Raw genomic sequence first — 12,898 nt, 5'->3', positions numbered from 1 at the left:
GAATCTAAAAGAGTGAAAAGGGGGCACGGATGAGTGTATCGACGGCAGTAGACGTGGCGCAGCTGGTCACGCTCGAGGCCAGCGGAACGTGCGTAACGATCGACGTGTCCTCCGGCATTCCGCGCATCCTCCATTGGGGCGCTCCCTTCGCTGCGACCTCTACCGACCAGGCCTTCCTCCGCTCCCTCGCCGAGACCCAGGGTGGGGCCGATCTGCTTGAGTCCCGCCGGTCGCCGACACTGCTCCCCGAGCAATCAGCGGGATGGATGGGAACCCCCGGTCTGGAGGGGCATCGAAGTGGCACATCCTTCTCGACGGCGTTCACCGCGTCGAGCTGGCGCATCGACGGATCGGCTGGCACGATTCAATCCCTCGTGGCCGAGGCAACCGATACCGTCGCTGAGTTGCAGCTCACAACCACGATTACGCTCCTGCCGTCCGGGCTGCTCCGTCTCGAGGCGCGCTTGACGAATATCGCACAGGACAGCGATTACTCGGTCGACGCGCTCCGCGTCGTTCTCCCTGTCCCGGCCGAAGCCGGCGAGCTCCTCGACTTCGCGGGTCGGCACCTCCGAGAGCGCACTCCCCAACGCCATCCCTTCGTGGTCGGCACGCATCTCCGGGAAGGACGGCGCGGTCGCACTGGCTCGGACTCGAGCATCCTTCTCGCAGCCGGCACACCGGGCTTCGGCTTCCGCTCCGGCGCGGTATGGGCAGTTCACACTGCCTGGAGCGGCAATCACGCCACCTTCGCCGAGCTCGGAATCACCGGATCGCGTGTGCTCGGCGGCGGTGAACTTCTTCTGCCCGGCGAAATGATCCTCAAGCCGGGTGCCTCCTATTCGTCGCCGGCAATATACGCGGCGTATGGGAACGGCCTTGATGACATCGCCGCGTCGTTCCACGAGCATCTTCGTGGAAGAGCGTCGCACCCGGTGAGCCCCCGGCCGGTTGTCCTCAACACCTGGGAGGCCGTGTACTTTGACCAAGACCTCGACTCGCTGACGACGCTCGCCGAGCTCGGTGCACGCGTAGGCGTGGAGCGATTCGTCCTCGACGACGGCTGGTTCACTCACCGCCGCCACGATCGAGCAGGGCTCGGCGACTGGCAAGTCGACCGCGACGTCTGGCCGGACGGACTCGGCCCCCTCGTCACGGTCGTGCGCTCCCTCGGTATGCAGTTCGGGCTCTGGTTTGAACCTGAGATGATCAACGAGGACTCAGACGTCGCCCGAGCGCACCCTGAATGGATTCTCGCGCCGGGAGACAGACTCCCCATCGCGGGCCGCTCGCAGCAGGTACTCAACCTCACGATCCCTGCGGCGTTCGACTACATTCTTGAGTCGATAAGTGCCCTGGTAAACGAGTACGACATCGACTACATCAAGTGGGACCACAACCGCGACCTCGTGGAAGCTGGTGATCGCGTGACAGGCACTCCACGCGTTCACGCGCAGACCCTCGCGACGTACGCGCTCATGGACGAGTTGCATCGGCGACATTCAGGACTTGAGATCGAGTCGTGCTCCTCCGGCGGTGGTCGAGTCGACCTCGCTGTGCTCGAGCGCACGCAGCGCGTGTGGGCGAGCGACTGCATTGACGCCCTCGAGCGCCAGCAGATCCAACGCTGGACGGGGCTGCTCCTGCCCCCGGAGCTTGTGGGGTCGCACGTCGGCGCAGCGACGGCGCACACGACCCACCGCACCCACGCGCTCGCGTTCCGCGCGGCCACGGCGCTTTTTGGGCATTTTGGGATCGAGTGGGACCTCCGCGACGCATCAAGCGCGGAACTTGACCAGCTCGCGGCCTGGGTTGACCTCTACAAACAAGAGCGGGAACTCATCCATACCGGCACTGCCGTGCACAGCGACTACCCCGATGAGGCGTACTGGGCACACGGCTACGTCGCCCCCGACCAGGACCGCGCGGTCATCTCATTCGTCGCACTCGCCACAAGTGTGGCTGTGCACCCCGGTCGCATCCGAATCCCCGGTCTGCGCGACGAAGCCATCTACCGCATCGAACCGATTGAGCTGTCCGCTTCGGCTCTCATGCGAGTGAAAGGCGGGGCACCGTCGTGGTGGACGGACCCCATCGCCCTCTCCGGAAGCGTCCTCGGCCGCATCGGGCTCCCCGCGCCCATGCTCTATCCAGAACAAGCCCTGCTCTTCAGACTTGTCGCCGTCGATCGTGCAGACATACTCACCAACCTCACAACCGAAAGGAACTGAACATGGGACGGCTCGTTCGTTTTACTTCACCCGGCCTGGCAGAAGTCATCGACTTTGAGGACGCTCCCGTTGGCGCCGGCGAGGTGCGCCTCGAAACCATGTATTCCGGCATTTCCGCCGGCACGGAGCTCACCGCATACCGCGGCAGCAACCCGTACCTGAACAGCGAATGGGATGCTCGCCGCCGGTTGTTCGTACCGGGCGACTCGACGCACTCCTACCCGCTCGATGCCTGGGGTTATGAAGAGGTTGGCACCATCACAGAGGTCGGCGACGGCGTGGACGCGGGGCTGATTGGCCGCGTCGTCTGGGGAACGTGGGGCCACCGGTCCTCCGTCGTCCGCCCCATGACGTGGGTCATGGACCGCCTTATGCCGGACGGACTCGATCCAGTCGCAGGCATCTTTGCGAAGATCGGAGCGATCGCTCTCAATGCCGTACTCGACGCCGACATACACGTCGGCGAGACCGTTGTCGTCTTCGGAGCCGGCGTTCCCGGACAAATCGTGGCACAACTCGCTCGGCTCAACGGAGGGCGCGTGGTCTCCGTCGACCTGCTCCCGGGGCGCCGAGAACTCGCCGAGCGCCTCGGCGCCTCCCTCACGCTTGACCCGGCCGCCGACGACGTCGCCGAGCGAGTCCGTGAGCTCACGGAAAATCGTGGGGCCGATGTGGTTATCGAAATGAGTGGCAGTTACCATGCACTTCAAGAGGCCGTACGCACCGCGGCCTACAGCTCGCGCGTTGTTGTCGGAGGGTTTTTTCAGGGCGCTGCGACCCCCGTTCACCTCGGCAACGAATTTCACCACAACCGCATCTCCATCATCGGATCCCAGATTTCCGGTGTCTCACCAACGCTTCAGCACCGCTGGAACGAGTTGCGCATGTCAACTACGGCGCTCCGACTGGTGAGCGACGGCCAACTCGACGTCACCTCGCTCATTACGCATACGATGCCAGCGGAAGACGCTCCTGCCGCCTTCACGATGCTCGACGCGTCGCCAGAGGCCGCGCTGCAAGTAGTCCTCGATTACCGGACGGCGCCGTGAGCATGAGGGACCCGTTCCCACGATCTGACGGGATGATTGGCTGGGGGATCCTCGCAACGGGGGGCGTCGCCGGAGCGTTCACGAGAGACCTGATCGCCCACGGCCACCGGGTGGCGGCCGTCGGGTCGCGTTCTCTCGCGTCAGCCGAGGCTTTCGCGGCAACCCATGGGATTCCCCAGGCCCATGGTTCGTATGAGGACCTCGCTACCGACCCGAACGTCGACGTGATTTACATCGCAACGCCACACAACCTGCACTCCGAAAACGCAACGCTCGCGCTCGAACACGGCAAACACATCCTCGTCGAGAAGTCGTTTACTCTCACGGAAGCCCAGGCTTCCACCGTCGTCGAACTCGGCCTGCAAATGGGCCTCGTCGTGGTCGAGGCCATGTGGACGCGGTTCCTCCCGCACATGGCACACGTGCGCAACTTGATCGCGGCGGGCCGCCTCGGGGAGATCCGTTCCCTCCACGCCGACCACACGCAGAACCTTCCTCGTGAAGACACTCACCGCATCAACAACCCCTATCTAGCCGGCGGTGCGCTCCTGGACCTCGGTATCTACCCTGTTTCCTTCGCGCACGATATCCTTGGTGCCCCCGTCGACATCGACGCTCACGCAACGTTCACCCGATCAGGAGTTGACGCGTCGGTCGCGACGATCCTCACGCACGAGAACGGCGCGATGTCGACATCGTTCTCATCACTCGAGACGCGAGGCCCTAACCGAGCCACAATCCTTGGCACCGAGGGCCGCATCGAAATCGCGGACACCTGGTACGCACCAACCACGGTGTCGCTTTACGACGCAAGGAATTCACTTGTCGACGTCTATGACCAGGCAGTATCCGGACGTGGCATGCAGTTTCAAGCGGCCGAAGTGGAACGCGTCATCCGAGACGGCAATCACGGTAGCCCCCTGATCATTCCCGAGGAATCGGTGACGGTCATGCGCACGATGGATGCCATCCGGGCAAAGATCGGTCTACGGTATCCGAACGAATAACACCGTCGTGCACAAATCGTGCCCGGAGCGTGATCGCCGCAAGCATCCTCATCATCGCGGGCTAGCGACACGGCGGGGCACAGTACGCCGTCGCCGACCGGCACAGGTGTCGTCACACACATTGCCGCCCTGGCCCTGGTCGATCAGGCGCTGGAACAATTGCTGCACGTGCTGCCCAACCTCCAGTGGTGTGTCGGTGGCGGCTGCAGGGGGCCAGCCTCGGCACCCGCGACCCGGCCACGGCATGCCATACTTTCGTTGTATCAACACGGGAGTCCGATTAATCGGGCTGAGAGGAAGCTGCAGAGGCTTCGACCGTCGAACCTGATCTGGATCATGCCAGCGCAGGGAGGCTGACTCGTCTTTCCCGTGCCCCCACGAAAGAAATGGGCACGATCATTCCAGAAACCTTCACAGCCACACCGGCGGAATTCGGCATTGGCGCGCGCCTCACCCTCGCCGTCATGCGCGACGACTACGCCGCCGTCATTCTCGACGCGCTCCAGCAGGCAGATTCGACCGGGCTCGCACTTCAAACCGGCGTCGTCAGCACCTACCTGTCCGGCGCCGAACCCGACCTGCTGCGCTACGTCAGCCAGGTCGTCGCCGGTGCGAGCCGCAGCGGAGCCCACGTCACGGCAACCGTGCAATTCTCCCGCGGCTGCCCCGGCGAAGTCACCTGCACGCTGCCACCCACCGGCGGGCTGTTCGCCGAGGTCGTGAACCTCACCCCCACCGGCGTACACGCCGTCGCAGAATGGGCACTGTATCCACTGGATGACGGCACCGGTTCTGCTTCAGCCGATCACATGCGCGACATCTACGCCGCGATCGAGACCGCCAAGGCCTCCGGGCTCACGGTACACAGCGAGCACTTCGTCACCCGGCTCGAGGGCGACCTCGCCCTCGTGCTGCAGGTCATCGCCGCCGGCTGGATCGTGGCCGGCCGAACGGTGCAGCACGTGGCGACGCACGCGACCCTGTCCCTCAACAGCCCGAGCCTGAACTCCCATGCGTCCTGACGCCGACCAGAAAGAAACAGCCATGCCCACAGCATCCGCCAAGAAAAGGCACTGGAGCCTCAAAGACCTCGTGCTTGTCGTCGTGCTCGGTGTCGTGTTCGGCTTTCTGTACTGGATATTCGTGCAGGCCTGGACCGCCCTGTCGATCACGATGGGTCCGGCCGGCGACCTCGCGCAGCACTTTCTGCTCGGCTCCTGGCTGCTCGTCGCCCCGATCGCGATCGCCATCGTGCGACGGCCGTTCGCCGGCATCTTTGCGGAGGTTATCGCGTCGGTGATCGAGGTCGTCTTTCTCGGCTCCATGGTCGGGCCGCTGCTCTTCGTCGCCGCCGCCATTCAAGGCGCGGGCAGCGAGATTCCGTTCGCCCTCACTCGCTACCGCAACTACAGCTGGCTGACCTACGCACTTTCGGGGCTGCTCGGCGCCGGGCTGGTGTTCTTCTACTCGGCATTTCGCTCCGGCTGGTACGGCCAGGAGATCTTTCTGCTGCGCCTCGCTATTCAGCTGATCTCCGGCGTGTTTCTCGGCGGGCTGCTGGCCAAACTCATCGTCGATGCCCTCGACAAAACCGGCGTCGTCGACAACTTCGCGATCGGCCGCGATCGCCTCGCCCGTGCCTGAGACCGACATCCTGACACTGCAGGACGTGTCGGTGCGATTCCCGCGTCGGCCCGAGGCCGTGCTCAGCGACGTGTCGGTGCGCCTCGCGCCGGGCGAGCAGCTCATCGTGTTCGGCGCCTCCGGTTCGGGCAAATCCACCCTGTTGCAGACCATCACCGGCGTCATTCCGCATTCGGTCGTAGCCTCGCTCGGCGGCAGTGTGCGCATGGGAGGGACGCTCAGCATCGAAACCTCCGTCGTCGAGCTGTCCCGGCTCGTCGGCGTGGTCGCGCAGGACCCCGCGTCGTCGGTCTGTCTGCCCGACGTCGAACAGGAGCTTGCCTTGCCGCTCGAAAACCGCGGTGTCGACCCGGCACTTATCTCGGCGCGCATCGATCGCGCCCTTGACGCTGTTCAGGCACGGATGCTGCGACATCGGTCGACCGGGCAGCTGTCCGGCGGCGAAGGCCAGCGCGTGGCCCTCGCCGCCACCCTCATCGCCGAACCGGCCGTGCTCCTGCTGGACGAACCCACCTCGATGCTCGACGCGGCGGGCTTGGGCGCCGTGCGCCGCGCCATCCGTTCGGCCGTCGACACCTACCGGCCGGCCGTCGTGCTGGTCGAACACCGCATCGACGAGTTCACGGGCACGGCGGGAATCGCCGGGCTGCCGCCACGCGCACTCGTGCTCGGCGAGGCCGGAACCGTCATTGCCGATGGCCCCACGGTCGACGTGCTCGCCCAGCATGGGCGCTCGCTCAATCAAAACGGATGCTGGCTTCCGCTCGAAACCGAATTGCTTGCCGTGACCGGGTGCGCCGGCGGGCTCGGCGAAGCGGGCGTGCGCGCCGGCCTCCGGTCACTCGGCGAGCCGGCCGGAGCCTTGGGGCGACGGCAGGACTTCGGCCGGATCGTTCTGACCGCCACGGATGTGGTCATTGATCGCGGGGTTGGCGCGCCGAACGGGACCGCCACAACGGTTCTCGCCGGCGTCAGCCTCACCCTGCGGGGCGGCGAAATCGTGGCCCTGCTCGGCGGCAATGGAACGGGCAAAACCTCGTTGCTGCTGACCTTGGCGGGATTGCACCGGCCATCGGTCGGCACCGTGACCGGCGCCCGACCCGGCATGATCTTTCAGAATGCCGAGCACCAATTCGTCGAGCACACCGTGCGCGGCGAGATTCGGCATGGGCTGCCGAGCCTGAGCGATGACGAGCTTCAGGCCATTTTGCACCGGCACCGGTTGACCCACCTCGCCGATCAAAGCCCGTATCGACTGAGCGGCGGCGAGAAGCGGCGGCTCAGCGTCGCCGCCATGCTCGCGCACGATCGGCCGGTGCTGCTCGCCGACGAACCCACCTTCGGCCTCGATCGCCGGGACACCATCGCCACCCTGGCAGCGCTCGGCCAGGCGGCCGACGCGGGCCGCAGCATCCTTTTCTCCAGTCATGATCTGCGAACCGTGGCAACCCTCGCCGACCGGGTGATCGTGCTGGCCGACCATACGGTGATCGCCGACGGGCCCGTGTTCGAGGTGTTGCGGTGGGACGAGGTACTGAAGCAGGCCGGGCTCGAGCTGCCCACGCTGATTCGGCACCTGCTCAAGGAATTCGATTCTGACGCGCGGATTCGCCGCGTGCTGGGTCAGCTCGACGCTGCCGTGGGCGCGACGACATGACTGCTCAACTCATCGACATCGATGCTCCCCCGACACGACGGCCCGTCAGCGCCCTAGCCAGGCGCAACCCGACCGTCAAACTCGCGCTTCTGTTCGTCGTCTCCCTCGTGCTGATGTTTGTTTTCGATCCGATCACGCCACTGGTGCTGTACCTGCTCGCTCTCGGCGCGGTCGCTGTCACGGCTCGCATTCCTGTGAAAGTATTCGTTCTCGCACATATTCCATTTCTGGCATTTGCTCTCGGCCTTCTGATCGTGAACGCGCTCAGCCGGCCGGGGGACGTACTCTGGCAGTCCGGGGTGCTGCGGATCACCACCGAGGGACTGCTCGTGGGGGCTGCCCTCGCCCTGCGCACCCTCGTCATCGGCGTGCTCTCGATCGGCTTTGTGCTCTCGACCGACGGCGTGGCCCTCATGACCAGCCTGCACCAGCACGCCCGGCTCGGCTCCCGCCTCACCTACGCCGTGCTCGCCGGCTACCGTATGCTCGAAGAGTTGCCGCGCGAGTGGCAGACCATCCGCCAGGCACACGCGGTGCGCGCTCCCCTCCGCCCCCATGGCAAGCCGCCTCGCGGCCTCCGTCAATACGGTCGGGCAGCCTTCGCCCTGCTGGTGCTATCGATTCGCAAGGGCGAGCGGATGGCGCAATCCCTCGAGTCGCGCGGCCTCGGCCTGACCCCGCGCAGCACCTGGCGGCGTATTCCCCTCACCCGCACCGACTGGGCCATGGCCGCCGCGGTGCTGACCACGTTGACCGTCGTCGTCGGCCTGAGTTCCTTTCTCGGCTTTCTGGAAGGCTTCCATGCGCTCAACACCTGAACGAACCCAGATACACTCATGCGCCACGGTCAACCCGCCGTCCCGTGGGTCTCAACGCGTGGAAGCGTTTGAAGGGGTATGAAACTCACGGCTCGGCGCAAGCGTCAGGCCAGGGTGCCGTCGACGAGCTTCACGATCATCGAGCAGTCCTTGCCGCCCTGCCCCTGATCGACCAGGCGCTGGAACAGCTCGGCGACGTGCTTGCCAATCTCGAGCGGCGTGTCGGTGGCTTCCGCCGCCGCGATTGCGAGACCGATGTCCTTATTGGCAAGTTCGGCGGTGAAGGTCGGCGAAAAGTCGCGGTTCACGGCCGCTGACGGCACGACGCCAGCCACGGGATACCAGGTGCGCAGCGCCCAGCTGTCGCCCGATGAAACGGATGCGATATCCCAGAAAACCTGCGGGTCCAGTCCCAGCCGATCGGCCAAAACTGCCCCCTCGGACGTCGCGGCCAGGTTGATGAACAGCATGAGGTTGTTGCAGATCTTCGCCGCCTGGCCGGTCGTGGCCCCGCCGGTCGGAATAATGTGCGCCGCCATTGGCTGGATGTAGGTGGTCGCGTCGGCTACGGCATCCGCTTCGCCACCGATCATGAAGGTGAGCGTGCCGGCCTCAGCACCGGTGATGCCACCCGAGACCGGGGCGTCGACAAGGCGAAAACCCGCAGCTTTCGCCGCGTCGTGCAGGGCCTGGGATGATTCGATGTCGATCGTCGACGACTCCACCAGGAGCGTTTTTGGGTCGGCATGGGCGAAGACTCCCGCCTCGCCGAAGTACACCGCGCGGGCGTGCTCACCCTTGGGAAGCATGGTGAAGACGACGTCGGTGCCGTCAACGGCGTCCTGGATGCTGGTCGCGCGGGTGACGCCGGCAGCGACCGCAGCGTCGAGGGCCTCGGCGTTGAGGTCGAAGCCGCGCACGCTGTGCCCCGCCTTCACCAGGTTCGCCGTCATGGGGCCGCCCATGTGTCCGAGTCCAATCCATCCGATAACCGCCATGGCATAGCTCCTTCGCTCCGGTGACGGGCGTCAATGCCCGTCCCGTACACGATGGCACAACTTGGCGGGAGCTAGTGCACGTACTCCAGCAGGTCCGCCCCGACCGCGCGCATCCCCTCGAGCACCGCGAGGCGGGTCATCAGCAGGGCGTCGTCGAATGCCATCGACACGGCGTAGGTCGCACCGGCCCGAGGACCACGCAGGATACCCACCTCGCTGCGCACCCCGGCGGTCGTGCCGGTCTTGTTGACCATGAGCAGACCGTGATCGCTCTCCCGATGCGCCAGGGGGTCGAGCCCAAAGGCGCTCGCGACCAGCGACAGGTCGGTGTTGAGCGACAGCCAGCCAATCACGCGCGCGCTGGTCTCGGCGTCCACGATCTCGCCGCGGGCGAGCGCGGTGAACAGCCAGGTCAGTTCCTTGGCGCTGCCCACTGACAGCTGCGGTGCGTCATCGGGGCCACGTTTGTCGCGCACCAGGTCGAGCAGCGCCGTGCGGCTGAGGCCGAGCTGCTCGGTGCGGGCACGCACCGAGTGCAGCCCGACGGCGCGAATGAGCACGTTCGTCGCGAGGTTGTCGCTCGTCGACCCGACGAGGGCGGCGAGATCCGCGACGCCCAATCGGGCCACCTGCAGGTGCTGCCAGACGCCGGAATCACTCACGGCATCGACATTCGTACGCTCGAGCATCGTGGCCATACCGAACTCGGCGTCTTTCAGCCGCGCGGCCACCTCAATCAGCAGCAGCACCTTGCCGATACTCGCGGTCGGCATGGAAACGTGGTCGTCGACCGAGAACAAGACCCGCCCGGTCGCGAGGTCGGTCGCCCGGGCCGAAACCTGCACACCGTTCAGGGCGAGGTCGCCGAGGGCGGCGAAGCCGCGAGCGAAGCTTTCTGGAGTCTCGGCGCCGCGGTGTTTGCCGCCGGGCGCTGCGGCGTGGCGGGAACGCATCAAACCTGAGGCGACGGTATCGCCCACATTCGGGCCGGACCGATGCCCGCCGCCGCTCGAACCAGAACCGCTGGACAAGACCATCGTTGGCTCATTCCTCCCTCGGTGCTGCCGATCGCTACAAACCCGGACTGCGTCAATCTGCTCTGAGTCACTCTGCTCAGCCAGCGACTACAGCGGCAAACGGCGCAAGGCCAGCCTCTGGCCGATCAAGGCGCACGGCCAACCCTAACCCAGACGGGGGACGCGCGAACTGGCCGAGGCGAGAAGGCCAGATCATGACACCCCACTCGGGCCTCGGCATGCCCGCCGCGGACAGTACCGCTACCAGATCGTGACGCGCTTGTCGGGGGCGAGCCAGAGGGCATCCGCTTCGGAAACGTCGAACGCCTCATAGAACGCGGGAATGTTGCTGACGATCTGGTTGCAGCGAAACTCGTTCGGCGAGTGCGGGTCGATGGCCAGCAAGCGGATGGCCTCAGCGTCGCGTAATTTCATTTGCCAGGCCTGGGCCCAGGACAGGAAGAAGCGCATTTGCCCGGTGAGGCCGTCGATGACCGGGCTGTCCTGGCCATCGAGCGAGAGCAGGTAGGCCTTCCAGGCGATGGAGAGCCCGCCGAGGTCGCCGATGTTCTCGCCGATCGTGAGCGCGCCGTTCACGGTGTTTCCGGGGATGGCCTGCGGTTCGAGGCCCTCGAACTGGGCGATGAGTGCGGTCGTGCGCAGCTCGAATGCGGCCTTGTCGTCGGCGGTCCACCAGTCGGTGAGGCGGCCGTCGCCGTCGTACTTGGAGCCCTGGTCGTCGAAGCCGTGGCCGATCTCGTGGCCGATGACCGCGCCGATCGCGCCGTAGTTGGCGGCTGGGTCGCGATCCTCGTCGAAGAACGGAAACTGCAAAATGGCGGCCGGAAAGACGATTTCGTTGAATCCGGGGTTGTAGTAGGCGTTGATGGTCTGCGGCGTCATGAACCATTCGTCGCGGTCGAGCGGCTTCCCGATCTTGCCGAGCTCGCGCTGAAACTCGAACTCGCCAGCGGCCTTGACATTGCTGATCAGGTCGTCGGCGCTGATTTCCAGGCTCGAGTAGTCGCGCCATTTCACCGGGTAGCCGATCTTCGGCGTGAACTTGCTGAGTTTCTCGAGCGCCCTCCCGCGGGTCTCCTCGGTCATCCAGTCGAGGGTGCTGATGCTGTTCTCGTAGGCGGCGACGAGGTTCGCGACCAGCACGTCCATGCTCGCCTTGGCGCTCGGCTTGAAGTGGCGCTCCACGTAGATGCGACCGACGGCCTCACCGAGGGCACCCTCGACGAGCGAGACACCGCGCTTCCAGCGCTCGCGCAGCTGCGGGGTGCCGCTTAGAGTGCGACCGTAGAAGTCGAAGTTCGCCTCGACAAATTCACCGGACAGGTACGCAGCACTCGAGCGGATGACCTGCCACCGCAGCCAGTCCTGCCAGGCTTCCAGACGGTCCTCGGTGAGCGTCGCCGCGAGTCCGACAATGTAACTCGGTTCGCGCACGACGACCTCGGCGAGAGCACCGGACGGGCCGTCGAGGCCTTCCAACCAGAGGTCGACATCGGCGCCGGCAGCGAGCGCCGAGACCTGGTCCCAGGTGCGCAGGTTGTAGGTCTTCTCACTGTCGCGCGTGCTGACTTTGTCCCAGTGGTGCGACGCGAGTTCGGTCTCGAGCTCGAAGACGCGCGCGGCGCGGCCGGCGGCGTCGGCGAAACCGGCGAGGGTGAACATCCGCTCAAGGAATTGCTGGTACTTGGCGCGAATATCAGCGAACTTCTCTTCGCGGTAGTAGGACTCGTCAGGCAGGCCGATGCCGCCCTGCGCGATGAAGACGAGGTAGCGTTCGGGGTTGCCCGGGTCGTTGTCGACGTAGAGGTGGAAGGCTCCGGCGACTCCGCCACGCTCGAGGCGGCCGAGGGTGGCGAGCAATTCGGAGATGGTGGTGACGGCATCGACCGCTGCCAGGTCCTTGTGCAGGGGTGTCGCGCCGAGCGCTTCGATGCGCTCTTCGTCGAGGAAGCTTGTGTAGAGGTCGCCGAACTTGCGTTCGAGGCTGCCCTCCGGCGCGGTCTGCGCCTCGATGATGATCTCGCGCACGGCCTTTTCGGCGTCTTCGGCGAGCATCATGAAGGAGCCCCAGCGGGCCTTGTCGACGGGAATTTCGCTGCGCGCAATCCACTGGCCGTTCACGTGCCGAAAGAGGTCGTCTTGCGGGCGCACCTCCGGGTCAAGTTCGTGTCTGTTGATTCCGGATGCAGTCGCCAGCTCAGTCATGCCTCCAGCCTATCCGGGCGGGGTGACAGGCAGCCGTATAGCGGGATCGTGTGGGCTGTGATGGGCGAGCGCGCAGGCATCCGCTCGGCGAAGACGATTTCTACGAGTGGATGCGCGCGGCACCCGGGTTGGCGGCCGCCGATCACCTGTTTCGCGCTCGTGCACTGGTGGACGGCTCAACTCTGGCAGGACTGGCGATCCTGGCACGGTAGCGCGTGATTTCAGCATTGGGCCCCGTCATGCAACAAGAGC

Annotated in this window: 10 protein-coding genes and 1 riboswitch; of the genes, 7 read left to right on the top strand and 3 right to left on the bottom strand. The window is 65.5% G+C overall.

Annotated elements, in window-relative coordinates:
• The first annotated feature begins 29 nt into the window (after positions 1–29).
• The 7 genes from E3O11_RS08865 (at position 30) to E3O11_RS08830 (ending at position 8,406) form a co-directional block, all read left to right on the top strand.
• Entirely contained in the window at positions 30–2,231 is a 2,202-nt protein-coding gene (locus E3O11_RS08865) for an alpha-galactosidase (RefSeq protein WP_092448121.1), read from the top strand.
• Positions 2,232–2,233: 2 nt separating this feature from the next.
• On the top strand, positions 2,234–3,280 hold the full coding sequence (locus E3O11_RS08860) for a zinc-dependent alcohol dehydrogenase (protein WP_092448120.1): 1,047 nt from the start codon (positions 2,234–2,236) through the stop codon (positions 3,278–3,280).
• A gap of 32 nt (positions 3,281–3,312) precedes the next feature.
• Complete coding sequence (locus E3O11_RS08855) at positions 3,313–4,287, top strand: Gfo/Idh/MocA family protein (RefSeq protein ID WP_092448119.1); 975 nt, start codon at positions 3,313–3,315, stop codon at positions 4,285–4,287.
• A gap of 258 nt (positions 4,288–4,545) precedes the next feature.
• Positions 4,546–4,656: riboswitch (TPP riboswitch) on the top strand.
• Between the two features lie 17 nt (positions 4,657–4,673).
• Complete coding sequence (locus E3O11_RS08845; RefSeq protein ID WP_092448118.1) at positions 4,674–5,309, top strand: YkoF family thiamine/hydroxymethylpyrimidine-binding protein; 636 nt, start codon at positions 4,674–4,676, stop codon at positions 5,307–5,309.
• A 22-nt stretch (positions 5,310–5,331) separates the two neighbouring features.
• Positions 5,332–5,931, top strand: a complete 600-nt coding sequence (locus tag E3O11_RS08840) for an ECF transporter S component (protein ID WP_092448117.1) — start codon at positions 5,332–5,334, stop codon at positions 5,929–5,931.
• Complete coding sequence (locus E3O11_RS08835; protein ID WP_166787537.1) at positions 5,924–7,588, top strand: ABC transporter ATP-binding protein; 1,665 nt, start codon at positions 5,924–5,926, stop codon at positions 7,586–7,588. The genes E3O11_RS08840 and E3O11_RS08835 overlap by 8 nt, the downstream gene beginning before the upstream one ends.
• Positions 7,585–8,406, top strand: coding sequence for an energy-coupling factor transporter transmembrane component T family protein (locus tag E3O11_RS08830; protein ID WP_092448115.1), 822 nt, complete (start codon positions 7,585–7,587; stop codon positions 8,404–8,406). The genes E3O11_RS08835 and E3O11_RS08830 overlap by 4 nt, the downstream gene beginning before the upstream one ends.
• Before the next feature lie 104 nt (positions 8,407–8,510).
• On the opposite strand, the gene mmsB is transcribed toward E3O11_RS08830, so the two are convergent.
• The 3 genes from mmsB to E3O11_RS08815 form a co-directional block, all read right to left on the bottom strand.
• Positions 8,511–9,404, bottom strand: a complete 894-nt coding sequence (gene mmsB, locus E3O11_RS08825; RefSeq protein ID WP_092448114.1) for a 3-hydroxyisobutyrate dehydrogenase — start codon at positions 9,402–9,404, stop codon at positions 8,511–8,513.
• Between the two features lie 71 nt (positions 9,405–9,475).
• Positions 9,476–10,357: a serine hydrolase gene (locus E3O11_RS08820; protein WP_092448202.1), complete on the bottom strand. Its 882-nt coding sequence runs from the start codon at positions 10,355–10,357 to the stop codon at positions 9,476–9,478.
• Between the two features lie 324 nt (positions 10,358–10,681).
• Positions 10,682–12,646, bottom strand: a complete 1,965-nt coding sequence (locus E3O11_RS08815; protein ID WP_092448113.1) for a M13 family metallopeptidase — start codon at positions 12,644–12,646, stop codon at positions 10,682–10,684.
• Positions 12,647–12,898: the final 252 nt, after the last annotated feature.

The organism is Cryobacterium levicorallinum (assembly GCF_004402405.1).
GTDB classification, from domain to species: Bacteria; Actinomycetota; Actinomycetes; order Actinomycetales; family Microbacteriaceae; genus Cryobacterium; species Cryobacterium levicorallinum.
Note: the sequence above shows the minus strand (reverse complement) of the source record. Positions and strands in the feature narration are given on the sequence as shown.